Here is a 19,152-nt window from a genome sequence, read left to right as displayed (position 1 = left end):
TCGAGGCGGCGCGGCGCAGCCCGACGCCGGTCACCGCCACTGACCGGGTCACGAGACGCCGCACCGCTGCGGTACTTCCGCCCCGGCGGTCCGGCCGCCTGAAGCGGCTCGATCCGGTGGCGTGGAAGATTGGGGGTTGCATCCGGTACCTGGGTACAGGCTTACCGTCGAGGCATGACCCAAGACATCGTCCTCGATCAGGGGTGGGCACCTCCGGCGTGCACGCTGCCCACCGCCGAACAGCCACTGCGGGTGGCCGAGTTCGACGCGTTGTTCGCCGAGACGGTCCGGGCCGTACGGCGCGAGGAGCGTGAGCGCCTGCGGCTGGAGCTTCGCTTCAGCCCGGAGTACGCCGCGCGGGCAGCCGAGCTGACGGCGCGGGAGAACGGCTGCTGCTCCTTCTTCACCTTCACGCTCACCATCGCCGGTTGCGGCCTGACGCTGGACGTGGCGGTCCCGCCCGAGCATGCCGACGTGCTGGACGCCCTGCAGGCCCGCGCCGGCGCGGCCGGCCGATCCACTGCGTCGGCCGAGGCGGGGCGGCCGGCGTGAAGCAGGACGTCGAGCTGCGGGGGCCGGGTGAGCCCTACCTGCGCACCGGGCAGGTGGCCGAGCAGGCCGGGGTCAACGTCCAGACGCTGCGCTACTACAAGCGGCGCGGCCTGATCGCCGAACCGGCGCGCAGCCCCGGCGGGCACCGCTCCTACCCGCCCGAGACCGTCGCCCTGCTGACGGTGATCAAAGCCGCGCAGCGGCTCGGCTTCACGCTGGAGGAGGTGGCCGAGCTGCTCGACACCGGCCGGCGTGGCCACCCCACCCCCGATCTGCGGGCCCGCGCCCAAGCCAAGATCCTCGAAGTGGACGCGAAGATCGCCGATCTGACCACCATCCGCCACGCGCTGGCCCAGGTGGTCAGCGCCGGATGCGACAGCCTGACCCACTGCACCTGCCCCGACTGCCCGCTGCCCTTCGCCGGCCTGGCCGAGGGCCGCCCTCCCAAGGAGAGCTGACCCGTGAGCACCCACGACGACCATCGCATCCCGGTTCCGGCGCCCGGCCCCTCCACGCTTCCGGCCAGGGGTCCGGCGACGCCGGTCGCGGTGTCGCTCACCGCCGCTCACGCGTCGAAGGACCGCACCGCCGACGAGGGCGAGCCGCCGCTGCGCAGCAAGGTCGCCGCCGCGCTGGCCGTGCTCGCGTGCGCGGCCTGCTGCGCGCTGCCGGTGCTGATCGGCGCCGGGCTGCTGACCGGCGCGGGCGCGGCGCTGGCCGAGCAGACCCTCCTCGCCGTGGCCGGGCTGATGCTGGCCGCCGCCGGGGGCATGTGGTGGCTGCACCGGCGCAGGACCACGGCCGCCGCGCGGGCCGGCGAAACAGCGCGCGGCGAAACAGGGCGCGGCGAAACAGGGCGCGGCGAAACAGGGCGCGGCGAAACAGGGCGCGGCGAAACAGGGTGGGGTGAAACAGGGCGCGGCGCGTCCGGCTGCGCCTGCGGCGGCTGCTGACCCTGGGGCACGGCCTGTACGAGCCGCGTGTGGCGTCCGCACGGAGTGGGGGCGACCCGATCATCGACACTGCCGCGGCCCTCCAGAACACCCTCGCCGCATGGGTGGACCGGCTGGGGCCCTGGCCCATCGCACTGGCCGCGCTCGCCCTGGCCGCACTCGGCGCGACGGCCGCGCCGACGGGCCGCGCCCGCACCGGCCTGCCTGCCGACTAATCTCCAGGAGGGGGGCATCGCGACCGGGTTCGGATCGAGCACTGACGGGGCGCCGGAATAGGCACCGCGCAGCGCACCGCCCGGTCGCGCGGTGGTCGGACCTGGACGTTTCGGGGCAGGTGAGTAGACATGGCACAGCAAGTCAGCGCCTTCGACGCGCAGTTCCTCAACTTCGAGACGCCAACGAATCTCGCGCACATCGCGGCGCTCACGATTCTGGACCCGTCGGACCGGCCGGGTGGCGCGCCGACCCGTGAGGAGCTGATCGCGCTGCTCCGGCGGAGGCTCCACCTCGCGCCACCGCTGCGCAGGCGGCTGGTCGAGGTGCCCTTCGGGCTCGATCATCCGTACTGGGCGGAAGACCGGGAGGTCGACTTCGACTACCACGTGCGGGAGCTGGCGCTGCCCCCTCCGGGCGACGATCACAAGCTGGCCGAGCAGGTCGCCCGGTTGCACGGGAGGCGGCTCGACCGGGGGCGGCCGCTGTGGGAGCTCTACCTGATCCACGGCCTCGCCGAGGGCCGGATGGCGGTCTACACGAAGGTCCATCACGCCGCCGTCGACGGGGTCACCGGAGCGGAGGTGCTGGCGGCGCTGATGGACTTCGGGCCGCAGGTGTCCGACACGCCTCTCCCCGAGGAGGAGGCCGAGCCGCAGCGGGCCCCCGACGTGGTGGAGATGGTTGTCAGGGGCGTCGCACGGGTGCTGGACAACCCGCTGGCCCTGCTGCGTTTCGTCGCCGAGGCGGTGCCCCGGCTGGACGAGGTGCCGTTCGTCGCCCAGCTTCCAGGGGTGGGGCGGGTCTCGCGGTTCGTCCGGGGCATCGGCTCCGACGCCGACGTGAACCTGCCGGAGCTGCCCCGGATGGTGGTGCCGCGCACGCCGTTCTCCGGGCCGATCTCCGAGCACCGGCGCTTCGCCTTCGGCGAGTTGCCGCTCGACGAGGTCAAGCGGATCAAGAACGCCTTCGGCGTGACCGTGAACGACGTCGTCATGGCGATGTGCGCGACGGCGTTGCGGCGCTGGCTGGCAAGCCGGGACGAGCTGCCCCGCCAGCCCCTGGTGGCCGGGATCCCGGTCTCCACCCGTGGTCAGCCGGTCAACGGTTCGGCCGCCAACGAGGTCATGCTGACCATGACCACCCTCCCCACCGACGTGGCCGACCCGGGTGACCGGCTGCGGTCGGTGAACCGCTCGATGCGACTGGTCAAGGAACGGCTCGCCGCCGCTCCAGCGGCCTGGCTCCTGGAGTTCAGCCAGGCGATGCCGGCCGCGCTGAGCGCGCTGGCCGCCAGGTCGGCCTTCCGGATCGCCTCGCGCCGGGCTCCCGCGATGAACCTGATGATCTCCAACGTGCCGGGGCCGCAGTCACCGCTGTACGTGTGCGGGGCCCGCGTCGTCGCGCTCCATCCGATGTCGGTGATCACGGATGTGAGCGGCGGCGTGAACATCACCGTGTTCTCCTACGACGGCCGGCTCGACTTCGGCATCGTCGCCGACCGCGAGATGGTGCCCGACGTCTGGAACCTCATCGACTACCTTCGGGACTCGCTCGCCGAGTACGGCGCGATGGCCGGCCCCGCCGAACCGCCCGCCGCCCAACCACGCCGGCGGGGAAAGAAGGACGCGGAGAAGGCCATCGGGAAGGGAACGGAGAAGACCGAGAGGCCCCCGAAGGCAGGCAGGAGCGCCAAGACCAGGAAACCGGCCGGCTGACCCGCCGCACGGATTCCCGACCTGCTGCCGGGGACGTCACGGCCATGGCCCGGCCTCGTCACCCGGCCTCGTCACCCGGCCATATCGCCCCGCCGCCCGGAGTCTCCCGGTCTCCCGCCGGGGGGTCACAGCCGCGGCCCGGCCATGTCAACCGGGCACGCCATCCGGGCACGCCACTCGGCCGCGTCGCCCGCCGCTGTCAGCCGGTGCCTCCCGCCGTGCCGCCCTGGACGCTCCGGACGGAGGCGCTGCCGGGGCGCAGGGAGGTTCCCCGGTCCTGGCCGCCCTCCAGCAGCAGGGCCACGAGCCCGGCCGCCAGCAGCAGGGCGAAGACGGCGGCGACCACGCCGAACACCATCGACTGCCGCGACACTCCCGCCGCCGGGCGCGGCGGCAGCGTGGGAGCCTGGTGGAGGCCGCGTGCCCCGGGCCCCGGCACGGCCCCCGGCCGGGCGCCGGGTGCCTGGGTGGGCGTGCGGGCGAGCGCGTGCGGAGGCGCGACGTGGCCCGGCCCGCCGTACGCCAAGCGGTCGTTCCCCGTCTGCGCGTTCCCCGGGTGAACATTCACAGGGCGGCCGCTGCCGATCTGGCCGTACCCCGTCGGCGCGTTGCCTGGGTGGGCGTTCCCTGGGTGGACATCCGCAGGGCGGCCGCTTTCGATGTGGCCGTACCCCGTCGGCGCGTTGCCTGGGTGGGCGCTTACAGGGCGGCCGCTCCCGATGTGGCTGTTCCCGGGCCCGCTGTTCCCGGTGAGCGCATCCCCGGGCCCGCTGTTCCCGGTCTGCGCGCTTCCGGGGTGGCTGCTCCCGATGGGGTCGTTCCCCGGGTGGACGTTCGAGGGGTGAATGTTCCCGGGGTGGGGGTTTCCGGCGGAGCCGTCGGGGGCGAGGGCCGACAGCGCGTCGCGCAGTCCTGCGGCGGTCCTGATCCGCTGGGCCGGATCGCTCGCCATGCCGTGGCGCAGGACGGCGGTGAGCGCGGCCGGCACGCCGGGAATGTCGGGGATCGGCAGCCGGTGCAGGGCCATGACGACCGCGATGTTCACCACGCCGTGCTCGGGGAACCGCGGCGGCCTCCCGCTCAGCAGGGCATACAGCGTGGCGGCGAGGGAGTACACGTCTCCCGCGGCCGTCGGCTCGGTCAGGTCGAACGCCTCCGGAGGGGCGTACGCCGGGGTGAGCGACTCGCGGGTCACCGACACCTCGCCCGGGACGGCCCCGCCCGCCCCCGGCATGGTGGCCAGCCCGAAGTCCGAGAGCGCGACCATGCCGTAGGAGTTGACCAGGATGTTGGCGGGCTTGACGTCGCGGTGCAGCACGCCCAGGGCGTGGGCGGCGGCCAGCGCGTCGGCGATCCGGACGCCGATGTCGCGCACCTCGCAGGGGCCCAGCGGCCCGCCGTCGCGCAGCCGGTCGGCGAGCGACCCGTTCGGGCACAGCTCCAGCACCATGTACGGCCTGCCGTCGCCGAGCACCCCGGCGTCGTACACGTCGGCCACGTGCGGATGGCCCGACAGCGCCCCGGCGGAGGTGACCTCCCGCATGAACCGGCGCCGGTCGCGGTCGGAGACGAGCACCCGGTTGTCGACCTTGAGCGCGACCTCCCGGCCCACCGCGAGCTGCCTGGCCCGGTACACGACGCCGAAGCCGCCCTGGCCCAGGACGCCGAGCGTCTCGTAGCCCGGCACCAGCGGCCCGCCCGCCTCGCCCACCCGACACCTCCAGACCCGGCGTCTCCAGACCCGGCTGAAAGCCGGGAAGTGCCCGAGAGCCCGCGTGCGGCAGACTACCGGAGTGATCGCCCGCCGGTCCGCCTCGTGATCAGGAAGCGGCCCGAGCGTGACCGGCCGTCCTATCCTGGTTCCCATGACGGGCGGTACAGGGGAGCGCGGCCGGAGTCCGGAGCGGCGCAGGGACCTGCTCGACGCGGCCGACCGGGTGATCCGCCGGGAGGGCCCGCAGGCGTCGATGGCCGCGATCGCGGCGGAGGCGGGCATCACCAAGCCGATCCTCTACCGTCACTTCGGCGACAAGAGCGGCCTTTACCAGGCGCTCGCGGAACGCCACACCCGCATCGTGATCGACCTGCTGCGCCCGGAGTTCGCCTCGGCGGTGGCCGATCCCCGCGAGCGGGCCAGGGCCACGGTCGACGCGTACCTGGAGACCATCTCGGCCAACCCCAACCTCTACCGGTTCCTCTTCCACCGGGCGAGCGCGGAGGACAGCCGCACCCACTCGCGGATGGCCGCCATCGTGCGCGGCGTCGGCGAGGAACTGGGCGCGGTGCTCGCCGAGGCGGGGGTGGCCGGCCCGGCGCGGGCGCGGGTGCTCGGGCACGCGTTCGTCGGCATGGTCCAGGCGATCGGCGACTGGTGGCTGGAGGACCCCGGGCTCGACCGCGACACGGTCGTGGACGGCCTCGTCGACGTCATCGCCGGGGCGCTCAAGGCCTGATCTCACAGTAGGGGTCGCACCCCGGTTACACATGTCGCCCATGCCGGGAAACATCAAGTACATCCGGTGGGGGTAACTTAGTTCCTCTAACTAACTGTTCTTCCGCCGTGCGCGCGCGGGAACACGAGGAGGGGAACCACTCCGTGGCCGTAGCGAACCAGTCCCGGGCGGGGGCGTCGCCGCAGCCGGCGTCGTCCTCGCGGTACAGGTGGATCGCGCTGTCCAACACCACCCTCGGCGTTCTGATGGTGACGATCAACCAGTCCATCGTCCTGATCGCCCTCCCGGACGTCTTCCGGGGCATCCACCTCAACCCGCTCGACCCCGGCAACACGGGTTACCTGCTGTGGATGATGATGGGCTTCATGGTCGTCACGGCCGTCCTGGTCGTGATGTTCGGCCGCCTGGGCGACATGTTCGGCCGGGTACGCATGTACAACCTGGGCTTCGCGGTCTTCAGCCTGTGCTCGATCATGCTGTCGCTGACCTGGATGGACGGCGACGCCGGGGCCATGTGGCTGATCGGCTGGCGCATCGTGCAGGGCGTCGGCGGCGCGCTGCTGTTCGCCAACTCGACGGCGATCCTGACCGACGCCTTCCCTGTCCGCCAGCGCGGCACCGCGCTCGGCATCAACTCCATCGCCGCCATCGCGGGCTCCTTCCTCGGCCTGGTCGTCGGGGGCGTCCTCGCGCCCGTCAACTGGAAGGCGATCTTCCTGGTCTCTGTGCCGTTCGGGGTGTTCGGCACGATCTGGGCGTACCTGAAACTGCGTGACAACGGCGTCCGGCGCCGGGCCCGGATGGACTGGTGGGGCAACGCGACCTTCGCCGTCGGCCTGATCTCGCTGCTGGTCGGCATCACCTACGGCATCCAGCCGTACGGGACCGGCGTGATGGGCTGGGGCAACCCCTGGGTGATCGCCGCGCTCGCCGGAGGCGTGCTGCTGCTCGCGCTGTTCGCCTGGATCGAGACCAGGGTGGCCGAGCCGCTGTTCCGGCTCACGCTGTTCCGGCAGCGCGCGTTCCTCGCGGGCAACATCGCCAGCCTTCTGACGGCGCTCGGACGCGGCGGCCTGCAGTTCATGCTGATCATCTGGCTGCAGGGCATCTGGCTGCCGCTGCACGGCTACAGCTTCGAGGAGACGCCCCTGTGGGCGGGCATCTACATGATCCCGCTGACCGTGGGCTTCCTGCTGTCGGCGCCGGTCTCCGGCTGGCTGTCGGACCGGTTCGGCCCGCGCATGTTCACCGTGGGCGGCGCGCTGGTCACGGCGGCCAGCTTCTACGCGCTGATGACCCTGCCGACCGACTTCGGCTACGGGGTGTTCGCGCTGCTGATCCTGATCAACGGGGTGGGCTCCGGCCTGTTCTCCTCGCCCAACCGAGCGGAGATCATGAACGCGGTCCCGGCGGAGTCGCGCGGCGTCGGCGCGGGCATGACCGCGACCTTCCAGAACTCCTCGATGGTGCTGTCGATCGGCGTCTTCTTCAGCCTGATGATCGCCGGTCTGGCGCAGTCGCTGCCGCACACCATGCACGACGAGCTCGTCGCCCAGGGGGTGCCCGCGGCGCAGGCCGAGGGCATCGCGCAGCTGCCGCCGATCGCCGTGCTGTTCGCGGCGTTCCTCGGCTACAACCCGTTCCGCGAGCTCCTCGGCGGCGTGCTCGACCGGCTGCCCGACGGCGGCACCCACCTGACCGGCAAGGAGTTCTTCCCGCATCTCATCGCGGGTCCCTTCCACCAGGGCCTGGTCATCGCCTTCTGGTTCGCCGTGGCCGCGTGCCTGGTGGCCGCTCTGTCGTCACTGATGACCGGCCGCCTCGGCCGCGGCCACCGCGCCGCCGCGCACGAGACGCTCGGCTCGGAGCTGGCCGCGGTCTCCGGCGAGGCGGGCCTGGCCGGCAACGAGCTGGTGGTCCCGGACGAGGAGTTCGACACCCGCCGGGCGGCCGCCCCGGACGCGCGGGAGCCCCGGCCCTGACGCGCGCGTGCGGCGACGCGCGGGGGCCGGGCCCCCGCGCCCGGCCCGCCGCACCCGGGTACGGCGATCACGGTGGCGGGGCGTCGAAGGGTTCGAGCACCACGACCGGGATGCGGCGCGAGGTCATCTCCGTGTACTTCAGGTAGACGGGGTACCGCCGGCTCATCATCCGCCACAGGCGGTCACGCTCCTCACCCTCGGCCTCGCTCGCGCGCACCTTGACCACGTCGAGCCCGCCGGGGCCGCCCACCTCCAGCTCGGCCACGGGGTCGTCGCGGAGGTTGAGCCACCACGCGGGAGTCGCGTCGTCGCCGCCGTTCGAGGCGATCACGACGAACCGGCGGCCGTCCCTGCCGTACCCGACCGGCCGGGTGCGGAGCAGGCCGGTTCTGCGGCCCCGGGTCGTGAGGAGCAGGACGGGGATGCCGCGCATGGTGGCGGGCCGGCGCCCGCCGCTCCGGCGGTAGGTGCGCACCTGCCAGTCGCAGATGTGCCGGATGGCCGTGTTGAACAGGCGGGATCGCCTGGCCATCGCGCTCAGCCCCCGAAGACGAGCCGCTGACGGCGCCGCTGGCCGGGGCGGATCAGGATCAGCAGCAGGCTGAGGACCGGCCCGGCCAGCCGGCGGATGTGCGCCATCTCGTCCGGGGTCGCGTACCGGTCGGCCCAGCTGAGCTCGAAACGCGGGTCGCCGCCTCTGAGCGACTTCTCCATCGCCTTCCAGTCGGCCGCCGGGACGTACTTCTCGATGACCGGGAAGATCCTCCGCTCCTCCTCCTCGATGTGCTCGTCGATGAGGTCGGAGAGCGTCCGCAGCGCGGCCGCCAGCTCGCCCGCGCCCCCGCCCGCGGCGAACGCCCGCGCCGTCACGCGGACCCTGTCGAGCAGGGGGTCGAGCTCGGAGTGGTCGTCGGACAGGTCGGCGAGGTCCACGGCGGCGCCCGCCGACCGTTCGATGACCGGCCAGACGATCTCGTCCTCCCTGCTGTGGTGATGGTGGATCGCCGCGCAGACGTCCTCCGCGTAGCGGGCGATGGCGGCGGCGCGGGCTCCGTCCGCCCGCCGGCGTCCCGCGTCGAGGTCCTCTGCCGCCGTACGGAGCCGGTGCAGGTCGCCGCGCATGGCGCGGTGGACGATGCGGATGCCGGTGAGATCGGGGGTGTCCAAGGTGAGCCTCCGTGATGTCCGAGTGTGTGTCTCGGAACCACGGTGGCCCGGCCCGCTAAACGGTCGTTTGGCGGCCACTTGGCGGGCCCGCGCTCACGACCCCGGCGTGCCGAGCGCCCGCAGCGCCTCCTCCCGCCAGTGCGGCGAGCCCAGCCGCTCCGCGACTCTCGCGGCCGTGGCGTAGTGCTCCGCCGCCTCGGCGGGGTCGCCCAGGAACTCCGCCAGCCGCCCGAGCACGAGCCCGCCGGGGCCGAGCGTGATCGCCACGGTGTGCAGGCCGATCATCTCCTCCCGGAACGGGAGGAGCAGGCGGTGGCACTCCTCGGCCACCTCCCGGGCGCCGAGGGCCATCGCGGTGCCGGCGCGTAGCGCCATGTTGATCGTGTGATAGACCCAGCGGGTGGGCAGGCGGTCCACCGGCCAGGCGGACCGCGCCTCCTCCAGGCGCCCGGCGGCCAGCAGCGCGCTGACGTAGAACTCGTCGACCTCCCCGGGGATCTGGTCGCGCGCGGCGGCGAGCTCGTCCACCGACTCGTGCGCCCGGCCGCAGGCGAGGCGTACGGTGAAGCGGGCCAGGCTGCCGAAGACGGCGGCGTTGGCTCCGCCGGCCTCGCCCATCCGGTCGGACAGGACGGTGTAGGCCGACTCGGCCCGCTCGAACTCGCCCTTCACCAGCAGGCGGAGGGCGTCGAGGAACGCGATGATGGCGAGGACCAGGCCCAGCTGGCCGCTGGTGGAGTATTCCACCGCCCGCCGGGCGTGCCGCTCGGCCGTGGCCCAGTCGTTGCGCCCGAGCGCGACCATGCACAACGCGTGGTGGCCGACCGTCTGGTAACCGAGCAGCCCGGCGCGGGCGGAGACCTCCAGCAGTTCGTGCCCGAGCGGCTCCAGCTCGTCACGGCGGCCCGGCACGAAGGCCGACCAGTAGCGCGCGCCGAGCGCCAGGCACAGCAGGCGGGGGTCGCCGATGCCGCGGGCGATCTCCACGGCCTCGGCGCTCGCCTTGTCGACCGCCTCCTCGTCGTGGCCGCCCAGCTCCTGCGCCAGGGCCGCGAGCAGCCGGCACCGCAGCTCGCCCGTCGCGGTGGGCAGACAGGCGCGGATCACCTCCACGACCTCGACGTCGAGCACCGGGTCGTTCTGCCAGAGCATGGGAGCGTCGTGCGCGGTCGCCGCGCGGGCGAGGGCCGCGGGGTCGCCGAGCCGCCTCGCCACCGCCAGGGCGCGTCCCCGGGTGGCCGTCGCCCGGATGACGTCGCCCGCGCTCGCCTGGGCGGAGACCAGGCGGCAGAGCAGATCGAGCCGGACGTCGTCGTCCGCCCCCGGCTCGGCCGTCCCACTCCGGGCGAGGTCCAGGGCGTCGAGGGCGCCCTCCAGCAGGGTGGCGGCCTCCCTGTGGGCGTAGACGGCGGACGCCCGCTCGGCCGCCCGGCGCGCGTACCGCGCGGCCTCGGGGGCGGTGGCCGCCGTGGCGGCGGCCAGCGCGTGGTAGCCGAGCGCGCCGACGTCGCCGGGGCGCACCCGCTCCAGCGCGGCGAGGACCCTCGCGTGCAGCCGCGTACGGCGCAGCCGGGGGATGTCCTCGTACAGCGTCTCGCGGACGAGGACGTGCGTGAAGCGGACCGTGCCGGGACCCGGTTCGGTGAGCAGCCCGGCGAGCACCCCCGCCTCGAGGCCGTCGAGCACGGTCTCCTCGTCGGCGTCCTGGACGGCGACCAGAACGTCGACGTCGGCGTCGCGGCCCATGAGGGCGGCGTTGCGCAGGGCCGTCCGGGCCGTCGCGGGGAGGCGGGCGACCCGCCTGCGGATGAGGTCGCGCACCCCGGGCGGCAGCGACCGGGCCGCCGACGCCCCCTCGGTCGCGAGCAGCCGGGCGGTCTCGGCCACGAACAGCGGGTTGCCGCCGGTCCGCTCGGCGACCGTGCGGGCGACGGCCGCGTCCACCTCCACCCTCGAGCGGTCCGCCAGCAGCCGGTGGACGTCGTCCTCGCCGAGGCCCTGGAGGGTCACGTTCTCGGCCGTCCGCACGGCCAGGGCGGCTCGGGCCGCGACCAGGTCGTCGCCCGCCTCGGCCGGGCGGAGCGTCAGGACCACCAGGATCGGGGTCCGCGCCAGCCTGGCCGCCAGGTGCCGCAGGATCTCCAGCGTCGCGTCGTCGGCGCGATGCACATCCTCCAGCACGAGCAGCAGCGGCCCCGGCACGCTCTCCAGATAGTCGCCCACGGCCTGGGCCAGCCAGAACTGGCCGGGACCGGAGGAGCCCTCCCGCAGCAGGGGAGCGAGCCGCGCCTCCACGCCGGGGGCCGGGGGATGCGCGGCGAACAGGCCGCGCAGGATCTCGCTCCAGGCCCACGCGGGCGGCACGCCGCCGAGCGTCTCGGGGCACCGGCCGACCGCGGTGCGCAGGCCCTCGCCGCCCGCGTGGCGGAGCAGGGCGTCGGCCAGCGTGCTCTTGCCCGCGCCGGGATCGCCGCCGATCCAGGCCACGCGGAACCCGCGCGCCGCCTGTCCGGCGGCGGAGACCAGCCGGGCGAGCTCCGCCGTACGGCCGATCATCCGGGCGGGCGGCGCGGTGGCCGGCGCGGTGGCCGGCGCTGGCGGGGTGGTGGCAGGCGCGCGGGCGGGAACGACGACCGCGGCGGCGGTCCCTGACGCGCCGAGGCTGTCACTGTGCGCGAGGATGTCCGCTTCGAGCGTCTTCAGGGCCGGGCCCGGGTCGACGCCGAGCTCCTCGGCGAGCAGGTTCCGGGTGCGGCGCAGCGCCGCCAGCGCGTCGGCCTGCCGCCCCGACCGGTAGTAGGCCAGGGCGAGCAGCCGCACCGCGTTCTCCCGCAACGGGTGGGCGACGACGTGGCGCTCCAGCTCGGGCGCGATCTCCGCGTGCCTGCCGAGCGCCAGCCCCGCCTCCGCGCGGTACTCCACGGCCGTGATCCGCAGCTCCTCCAGCCGCGACGCCTCGGGGACCGCCCAGTCCTGGTCGGCGAACTCGGCGAAGGCGGGCCCCTTCCACAGCGACAGGGCCTCGTCGACCGCGCGCAGCGCCCCGCCCGGCTCGCCCCGGCCGAGCAGGTCCGCAGCCGCGTCGACCAGCGCCGGGAACCGCCACGCGTCGACGGCGTCGGCGCCGAGCTGCAGCAGGTATCCGGGCGGGGCGGTCACCAGGACGCCCGCCGGGGTGCGGGGCGCCCGGCCCGGTTCGAGGAGGCGGCGGAGGTTGGAGACGTAGACCTGCAACGCCCCCAGGGCCTTCGGCGGGGGCTGGCCCTGCCACAGGTCCTCGATGAACCGGTCCGTCGACACCACGTGCCCGCCGGCGCAGACCAGCCTCGCGATCACCGCTCGCTGGAGCGGCGGCCCCAGATCGACCGGACGTCCTTCGACCTCGGCCCGGAACCGGCCGAGCACCCATAAGCGCACCATCGTCAGGAGAGCATAGGACCGTTCCCCTGCCCGGCCCAGCCTCCGTCAGCCGTACACCTGGGAAATCCGGCGCTCGTAGGCACGGCGCCAGGAGAGGCGGTAGAGGACCCGCATGACGACCGGGCCCGTGGCGAGGATGTGGTCGCGATCGGCGGGCGTCGCAGTGTCGAGGAGCCAGGCGGCGAGCATCGGCAGGTCGCGGCCGTGGCTCTTGATGACCTTCTTGGCGGACGCCTCCCACCAGGCCGCGCTGACGTGCTCCCTGATCAGTGGGACAGCCTCGGACTCCTCCAGGTCGAGGTGGGTGTTCAGGAGCCGGTCCAGTGCACGCAGGTCGGTGGTGACCTCGCGGGCCGGCCGTCCGCCGGCCGACAGGCGTCCGATCACGGCGTCCATCTCCTGGTGGTCGGCCTCCAGCCGGTCGAGCACGGGCGCGGCCTCCGGGACCAGGCCCCGCAGGAGCGGCCAGATCGCCTCGTCCTCCTCGGTGTGGTGGTGGTGCAGGACGCGCAGCAGCAGCGCGAGGTGCTCGTCGGCGACCGCGCGGCGCCGCTCGTCGCGGGGATCACAGCGGTCGAGGGCGTCGGCCAGCCTGGCGAACTCGCGCCGTAGCCCGTTGTGGAAGAGGAGGAAGGCGACGAGGTCGGGGGCGGGCTCACCCGGGCGGCGCCTGGTCTGCGTCGGTGTTTTCGGTGTTGTCATGACCCCACCATGCGCGAGGCGTCTTCATCGCGACTCAACGCCCACTTGTGGCCCGCTTTCCCGCGGTCACCCGGGCACGGCGTCGCGCTCGCGGGTGATCGTGGCGGCCCACCAGCTCAGCCCGGCCGCCGCGCATCGCTCCGCGGCGGTCTCCAGATGCGCCCGCGCCGTCTCCGGGCCGGCCGCCCCGCCCAGGTGGGCGAGCCGCCCCAGGAAGTAGCCGACCGGCCCGGCGCAGAACGTCCCCGCCCCGAGGGCGATCCGGTCCTCGTACGGCAGGAGCCTGCGGTAGGTGTACGCGCACGCGTCGTGGTCGCCCGCCACGATCTGGGCCTCGCCCAGCAGGCACAGGCTCGGCAGTTCGCCGAAGTCGCGCGGCAGCGGGCGCCAGCCCTGCTCGCGGGCCGCCAGGGCCGGCCCGGGGTCGCCCCGCCAGTCGCCGATGAGCACGCCGGCGATCTGCCGGTGCGCGGGGAAGGGAGAGTGCCGTTCCAGCAGTTCCTCGGCACCGTCGAGGTCCCGCATCATGAGGTGCCGGGTCAACAGCGCCGTGGAGAGCGCGGTGGCGGTGTGCCACAGGTTGAGCCGTTCACCGGCCTCGGCCGCCGCGGCGTACGCGTTGGCGGCGCCCTCGAAGTCGCCGTCGAGCAGACGCCGGGTGCCGGTCCAGATGAGGTGCTGGAACCGGGGCCAGGGGAGGTCGAGCCGCTCCACCAGCACGCCCGCCCGCTCGGCGGCCCGGTCGGCGCCCGCCACGTCGAACAGCTCCAGCCGGGTCCGCTCCCTGATCATGTGGCCGAGCAGCTCGAATCCGGGCAGCCCGAGCCGGGTGAGCTCCTCGCCGATCGCGTCGAGCTCCGGCATGTGCTCGGGGAGCTGGACGCCCAGATACCGGGCGTTCAGGGTGATGGCCAGCAGTTCCGGGCCGGCCTTCCCCGAGGCGGTCAGACGGCGGGCCATCGCCAGCGCCTCGGCCGTGGCGCTGTCGCACCGGGGGTCGGCGGAGCCGTCGTAACGTTCCATCCCCAGGCAGCCGAGCAGGCGGCAGCGCAGCTCGGAGTCCTCCTCCGGCAGCTCGGCGAGAGCCTCCTCGATCCGCCGCACGGTGTGCAGCTCGACGTCGCCGTAGGTGTAGAACTTCCACAGTCCGGGGGCGTCCAGGCTGGTCAGCGCCCGCGCGGCGAGCAGCGGGCCGCCCGACCGGTCGGCGGCGAGCACCGCCTCCGCGCGGGTCTGCCGGGCCGTGAAGCCGTCACCGGCGGCGAGCTGCGCCCGGACCAGCTCCAGCAGCAGTTCGACGTGATCGCGCGGGTCGGCGCCGGGAAGCGTCCCGTGTGCCTCGACCGCCCGGCGCCACCACTGCGCGGCGTCCTCGTGGGCGTACCGGCCGGCCGCCTGCCGCGCCGTGGCCGACGCCCAGCGCACCGCGTCCGCCGCGGCCTCCGGCCCCGCCGCCAGCGCGTGCCGGGCCAGCAGCGCGAGATCCGACCCCGGCCGCCGTTCCAGCGCCCGCAGCGCGGCCAGGTGCAGAGCGGCGCGCCCACGGAGCGGGATGTCGGCGTAGACCGTCTCCCTGGCCAGGTCGTGGGTGAACCGCAGGTCCTCGCCGAGGATCCGCATGGCGATCGCGGCGTCGAGCGCCTCGTCCACATCCATCACGGCCGCGGTCCCGGTGCCCGTCTTGGCGGCCGTCCCGGCGACCTCGGCGAGCAGCGACCGGTCCGCGCCCGCGCCGAGCACCGCCGCGGCGTCGACGGCGGGACGGAACGGGGCGGGGAGGTTCAGCAGGCGGCGGCGTAGCACGTCGGCCAGCCCCTCGGGCACCCCCGTGAGCGCCCGTTCGAGGCCCTGGTCCTCGGCCAGGCGGAGGGTCTCGCGGACGAACAGCGGGTTGCCCCTGGTGCGCTCGGCGAGCGCCGCGACGCTCACCGGGTCGCGCAGGCCCGACAGCTCCGCCACCGAGGCGGGGTCGAGCCCGGCCAGTGGGAGGCGGAGGGCGTCGTGCCGTCCGAGGAGGCCGAGCGCGTCGTACACGGCGGGGGAGCCCTCGCCGGAGCGCACGGTGACCACGATCGCGATCGCGCCGCGCAGCAGCGGCGCGAGGTCCGACAGCAGGCCCAGTGAGGCCGCGTCGGCCCACTGGAGGTCCTCGATCACCACGAGGAGCGGGCGGCCGGCGGCGACCGTCTGCAGGTACGCCGCCGTGGCCTGGTGCAGCAGGAACCGGGCCTCGCCCGCCTCGGCGGGGGAGTTGCTGAGGGGGACGCCGGGGGAGCCGCCGAGCAGCACCCGCAGGGAGGCGGCCCACGCGGCCGGTGGGGGCACGCGCTCGCCGAGGTCCCGGGCGACCTGCTGCCAGGGCCACAGGGCGGGGGCGCCCGACGTCTCGTGGCACCGGCCCCACGCGACCTGCCAGCCGTCGGCGGTCAGCCGCTCCGCGAACGCCTCCGCGAGCCACGTCTTGCCGATCCCCGGCTCGCCCGAGATCACCGCGAGTCCCGGCCCCCGGGTCGCCCCCCGGGCCACGTCGTGCGCCAGTCCGGCCAGCCGGTCGAGCTGGCTCTCCCGGCCGACGGCCCGCCGTTCCGGCGACGTCCCCTCCGCGTGCCCGCCGCCGGGGACCGCACCGATTCCTACGCCGATCCGTACGGGAGGCGGGTCCGGAACAAGAGCCGGGGCACGGTCCAGAGCCGGGTCCTGGGTGAGGATCGCCTCCTCCAGCCGCCGCAGCGCGGGGCCGGGGTCCAGGCCGAGCTCACCGGCCAGCCGGGCGCGGGCCGTACGCAGCGCCTCCAGCGCGTCCGCCTGCCGTCCGAGTGCGTAGAGCGTGCGGGCGAGCAGCTCCCACAGCCCTTCCCGGAGGGGGTGCTCGGCAACCAGGGCCTCCAGCTCACCCACCACGTGCGGGTCGCCGACCCGCCCCTGCAGCAGCCGCTCCCGGGTCACCAGGCGGGCCTCGGCCAGCCGCTCGATCTCCGGCCGGAGCCAGGGAACGTCGCCGAACTCCTCGTATGGCGCGCCACGCCACAGGGTGAGCGCGCGTTCGGGCTCGCCGGCCCTGGCCAGCCGCAGGAACTCCTCGGCGTCCACCTCGTGCGGGCCGAGGGCGTACCCGGGCGGGCGGCTGATCAGGACCGACGACGGGGTGCGGGGCGCGCGCCCCGGCTCTAACACCCGGCGCAGGACGGAGACGTAGCTGTGCAGGGTGCTCAGCGCGCGGGGCGGAGGGGCGCCGTCGTACAGGTCGTCGAGGATCGCGTCCACCGACACCGTTGCGCCCCCGGCGATCAGCAGGCGCGCCATCAGCAGCCGCGGCCTCGGCCCGCCGAGGTCGACGGGGACGCCGTCGACGTACGCCTCGACCGGGCCGAGCACCCGGAACATGACTGCCATGCCGGGATTGTGCCAGATCATCGCGCTCTGATCGTGGCATCCCGGCCGTCCCCGGGGCGTCCGCGAACCGCCGGTGCCGGTCGCGCGCCGTCGCCGGCCCACCGACCGGCACGCCGCGCCGACGGCCTGCCGGTCGGGTTCTAGTTGTTGGCCACCAGCCGCCACCGGTTGTCGGCGGTCCCGTTGTCGGAGTCCTGGACGGCCTGGGCGCCGTTGGCGGTGGAGTTGTTCTGGATGGCGAGCAGCTTGCCGCTGTTCACGTTGCGGATCTTGTAGGTTCCGTCGCCGTTGTCGACCAGAGTCCACCGGTGGTCGGCGGTGCCGTTGTCGGACCACTGCAGGACGCGGGCGCCGTCGTTGGCGGACATGTTCTCCACGCCCAGCACCTTGCCGCTGTTGACGTTGCGGAACCGCACGGCGTTGCCGTCGGTCACCATCACCCAGTTGTGGTCGGCGGTGCCGTTGTCGGTCCACTGCAGCGCGAGACCGCCGTCCGCGGTGGACATGTTCTGGATGCCGAGGACCAGGCCGCTGGCCGCGTTGACCAGCCGGTAGCTTCCCGTTCCGCCGTTGCCCTGCCCGCTGGTGTTCCAGTAGACGGTGTAGTTGTAGCCGTGCGCGTCGTAGAACGGGCCGAGGTTGACGGTCGAGCCGTTGGCCGTGGCCGTGAAGGCGAGCGCCGTGGTGCTGGTGCGGGTGATCGACCCGGTGTTCAGGGAGGGCGGCGCCGACAGCGAGGTGTTGCCGTAGTTGCCCGACAGCACGACCGGCCCGTAGGTGACCGCCGCGACGTTGGCGTTGTCGTTGGAGGCCTTCACGACCACCCGCATGGGCAGCCGCACGGTGACGGTGTCGCCGGAGGTCCACGACCGGGTGAGGACGGCGTAGGTGCCGGGAGTGGCGGCCACGTCCTGCTGGGCGCCGTTCACGCTGATCGTGGCGCCGGAGGCCCACGACGGGATGCGGACGCGCATGGACCACGAGCCGCTCACGTTGCCGGTGACCTGCAGCGTCGTGGTGTCGCTCGCCGGATAGGACGTCGTCTGCGTGACCGTGATGCCGCGCTGGGTCCAGTTCAGCGTCGACGGCATAAACAGGTTCACCGTCAGCGTGGTGCCGTTGTAGAAGTAGATGGAGTCCATCAGCCTCGTGTTGACCTCCACCCCCGTCCCCTGGCAGCACCAGAACGAGTTGTAGTCGGTGCTCCAGGTGCCGCCGCCCCACGCCGGGCCCACGCCGCGCCGGCCGCCCGGCTTGAGCGGGGTGAAGTAGGTGACGTGCCCGTGGCCGTCGGACGGGTTCTGCGCGCCGATGACGTGGTTGAGCAGCGCCTGCTCGTAGAAGTCCACGTACGCGACCCGGTCGGGGTTGAGCGTCCACAGCTCGCGGGTCAGGTTGAGCATGTTGACGGTGTTGCAGTGCTCGCAGGTGTCGTTGGTGAGATACCCGGCGATCGCGTTGGGCGCCCGGAAGTGCTCGGCCTGGCTGTTGCCGCCGATCGCGTAGGTGTGCGCGCCGGTGGTGATGTTCCAGGCGTTGACGGCGATGTCCCGGTAGCGGGTCGTGCCGGTGGCCTTGTACTCCCGGGCCGCGCCGATCCACTTGGGCACCTGGGTGTTGGCGTGCAGGCCGTTCAGCTGGTCCTGGTTCGACGCCAGGGGGTTGAACACGGCGGCGTGGTCGAACCGCTGCGCGACGGTGAGCCAGCGCCCGTCGCCCGTCTGCTGGTAGATGTCGGTCAGCACCGCGTTCATCCCGCCGAACTCGGTGCCCAGCATGTTCTGCATCTGGCTGCTGCTCAGCCTGCTCGTCCGCCAGTCGACCCAGCCGGCGAGCGCCAGCAGCACGTCGCGCGCCTGGGTGCTGCCGATGAGGCGCCACACGTCGAGCAGGCCGGTCAGCGTCTTGTGGATGCAGTAGTACGGGACGTTGCCGTTGCTCAGCGTGCGGGCTTCGAGGGCGGTGAAGTCCGACTCGGGAAAGCCGGACAGGTATCCGGTGTTGAACCCGGCGGCGCCGTTGTTCGCCTGGCACTTGGCCAGCTCGGCGACCATGGTGGTGGCCTTGTCCCGGCAGGTGGTGTCGCCGAGCACGGCGTACGCCTGGGCCCACGCGGTCAGGAGGTGGCCCTGCATGTGGGTGCGGAACGGGAACGAGGGGGCGTCCCACCCGCCGTTCGTGGCGGCGCCGTTGGTGGACAGCCGGTGGTTGGCCCGGAAGTTGTACAGCATCCGGTTGACGTCGACGAACTGGAGATAGGAGAGCGTGCGGTTCTGGTTGTCCAGCCAGCGGCTGGTCGTCAGCCGCACCTGGCCCAGCTCGAACGGGTACGCCGAGACGCCGATGTCGGGCCGGGACGGCGCGACGGCGGCGGCCGCCGCCGAGGCGCCGGCGACCCCGCCGGTGGTGGACGCGACGACGGCGACACCGGCCGCCTGCAGCAGCTGACGGCGGCTGAGCGACGGGGACGGCATGAGGCCTCCTGGAGGTCACGACAGGGGCTGCCGGGCATTCCCGGTCAGCGCTGACATCCGCCGCCGCGAGCCAGCGACAAGGGCCTGCGGAGGAAGGTGTTAGCGCTAACACGTGGGTCCGGGCG

The 19,152-nt window shown here is 73.8% G+C and carries 14 protein-coding genes; 7 read left to right on the top strand and 7 right to left on the bottom strand.

From position 1 onward, the window contains the following. Positions 1-174 precede the first annotated feature (174 nt). The 5 genes from Mam01_RS23700 to Mam01_RS23680 all read left to right on the top strand — a co-directional run bounded on the left by Mam01_RS23700 (position 175) and on the right by Mam01_RS23680 (position 3,436). Positions 175-552 (top strand): hypothetical protein, encoded by a 378-nt coding sequence (locus tag Mam01_RS23700; protein WP_204287406.1) that lies wholly within the window; start codon positions 175-177, stop codon positions 550-552. Further along, positions 549-1,010: a MerR family transcriptional regulator gene (locus Mam01_RS23695; RefSeq protein ID WP_239101547.1), complete on the top strand. Its 462-nt coding sequence runs from the start codon at positions 549-551 to the stop codon at positions 1,008-1,010. The genes Mam01_RS23700 and Mam01_RS23695 overlap by 4 nt, the downstream gene beginning before the upstream one ends. Before the next feature lie 3 nt (positions 1,011-1,013). Next, positions 1,014-1,505 carry a mercuric ion transporter MerT gene (merT, locus tag Mam01_RS23690; protein WP_204287405.1) on the top strand — a complete coding sequence of 164 codons (492 nt, stop codon included), beginning with the start codon at positions 1,014-1,016 and terminating at the stop codon, positions 1,503-1,505. Positions 1,506-1,534: 29 nt separating this feature from the next. Continuing rightward, positions 1,535-1,720, top strand: a complete 186-nt coding sequence (locus Mam01_RS23685) for a hypothetical protein (protein WP_204287404.1) — start codon at positions 1,535-1,537, stop codon at positions 1,718-1,720. 129 nt (positions 1,721-1,849) lie between these two features. Beyond that, entirely contained in the window at positions 1,850-3,436 is a 1,587-nt protein-coding gene (locus tag Mam01_RS23680; protein ID WP_204287403.1) for a WS/DGAT/MGAT family O-acyltransferase, read from the top strand. Positions 3,437-3,635: 199 nt separating this feature from the next. Here Mam01_RS23680 and Mam01_RS23675 read toward each other — a convergent pair whose 3' ends face one another. Then, a complete protein-coding gene (locus Mam01_RS23675) occupies positions 3,636-5,147 on the bottom strand; it encodes a serine/threonine-protein kinase (RefSeq protein WP_204287402.1) in 1,512 nt (503 codons plus the stop codon). Between the two features lie 154 nt (positions 5,148-5,301). On the opposite strand from Mam01_RS23675, the gene Mam01_RS23670 reads away from it, so the two are divergent. Further along, positions 5,302-5,889 (top strand): TetR family transcriptional regulator, encoded by a 588-nt coding sequence (locus Mam01_RS23670; RefSeq protein WP_204287401.1) that lies wholly within the window; start codon positions 5,302-5,304, stop codon positions 5,887-5,889. A 143-nt stretch (positions 5,890-6,032) separates the two neighbouring features. Next, positions 6,033-7,871, top strand: a complete 1,839-nt coding sequence (locus tag Mam01_RS23665) for an MFS transporter (RefSeq protein WP_239101546.1) — start codon at positions 6,033-6,035, stop codon at positions 7,869-7,871. 67 nt (positions 7,872-7,938) lie between these two features. Here Mam01_RS23665 and Mam01_RS23660 read toward each other — a convergent pair whose 3' ends face one another. From Mam01_RS23660 to Mam01_RS23635, 6 genes are all read right to left on the bottom strand, one after another. After that, complete coding sequence (locus Mam01_RS23660) at positions 7,939-8,403, bottom strand: nitroreductase/quinone reductase family protein (RefSeq protein WP_204287400.1); 465 nt, start codon at positions 8,401-8,403, stop codon at positions 7,939-7,941. Between the two features lie 5 nt (positions 8,404-8,408). Further along, positions 8,409-9,038 (bottom strand): hemerythrin domain-containing protein, encoded by a 630-nt coding sequence (locus tag Mam01_RS23655; protein WP_239101545.1) that lies wholly within the window; start codon positions 9,036-9,038, stop codon positions 8,409-8,411. A 93-nt stretch (positions 9,039-9,131) separates the two neighbouring features. Further along, positions 9,132-12,458 (bottom strand): ATP-binding protein, encoded by a 3,327-nt coding sequence (locus Mam01_RS23650; RefSeq protein ID WP_204287399.1) that lies wholly within the window; start codon positions 12,456-12,458, stop codon positions 9,132-9,134. A 45-nt stretch (positions 12,459-12,503) separates the two neighbouring features. Continuing rightward, positions 12,504-13,160 carry a hemerythrin domain-containing protein gene (locus Mam01_RS23645; protein ID WP_204287398.1) on the bottom strand — a complete coding sequence of 219 codons (657 nt, stop codon included), beginning with the start codon at positions 13,158-13,160 and terminating at the stop codon, positions 12,504-12,506. A gap of 66 nt (positions 13,161-13,226) precedes the next feature. Then, positions 13,227-16,553, bottom strand: a complete 3,327-nt coding sequence (locus Mam01_RS23640; protein ID WP_204287397.1) for an ATP-binding protein — start codon at positions 16,551-16,553, stop codon at positions 13,227-13,229. Positions 16,554-16,693: 140 nt separating this feature from the next. Further along, complete coding sequence (locus Mam01_RS23635; protein WP_204287396.1) at positions 16,694-19,027, bottom strand: beta-L-arabinofuranosidase domain-containing protein; 2,334 nt, start codon at positions 19,025-19,027, stop codon at positions 16,694-16,696. Positions 19,028-19,152 lie beyond the last annotated feature (125 nt).

Source organism: Microbispora amethystogenes (assembly GCF_016863015.1).
Classification (GTDB): domain Bacteria; phylum Actinomycetota; class Actinomycetes; order Streptosporangiales; family Streptosporangiaceae; genus Microbispora; species Microbispora amethystogenes.
The sequence above is the reverse complement of the archived record's forward strand: the minus strand, read 5'-3'. Positions and strand labels throughout refer to the sequence as shown.

What these genes read in the sequence shown, in the direction of transcription:
- Mam01_RS23700 (WP_204287406.1), top strand. Translation starts at nt 175, where the DNA reads ATGACCCAAGACATCGTCCTCGATCAGGGGTGGGCACCTCCGGCGTGC.
- Mam01_RS23680 (WP_204287403.1), top strand. Translation starts at nt 1,850, where the DNA reads ATGGCACAGCAAGTCAGCGCCTTCGACGCGCAGTTCCTCAACTTCGAG.
- Mam01_RS23670 (WP_204287401.1), top strand. Translation starts at nt 5,302, where the DNA reads ATGACGGGCGGTACAGGGGAGCGCGGCCGGAGTCCGGAGCGGCGCAGG.
- Mam01_RS23660 (WP_204287400.1), bottom strand. Translation starts at nt 8,403, where the DNA reads ATGGCCAGGCGATCCCGCCTGTTCAACACGGCCATCCGGCACATCTGC.
- Mam01_RS23650 (WP_204287399.1), bottom strand. Translation starts at nt 12,458, where the DNA reads ATGGTGCGCTTATGGGTGCTCGGCCGGTTCCGGGCCGAGGTCGAAGGA.
- Mam01_RS23645 (WP_204287398.1), bottom strand. Translation starts at nt 13,160, where the DNA reads ATGACAACACCGAAAACACCGACGCAGACCAGGCGCCGCCCGGGTGAG.
- Mam01_RS23640 (WP_204287397.1), bottom strand. Translation starts at nt 16,553, where the DNA reads ATGGCAGTCATGTTCCGGGTGCTCGGCCCGGTCGAGGCGTACGTCGAC.
- Mam01_RS23635 (WP_204287396.1), bottom strand. Translation starts at nt 19,027, where the DNA reads ATGCCGTCCCCGTCGCTCAGCCGCCGTCAGCTGCTGCAGGCGGCCGGT.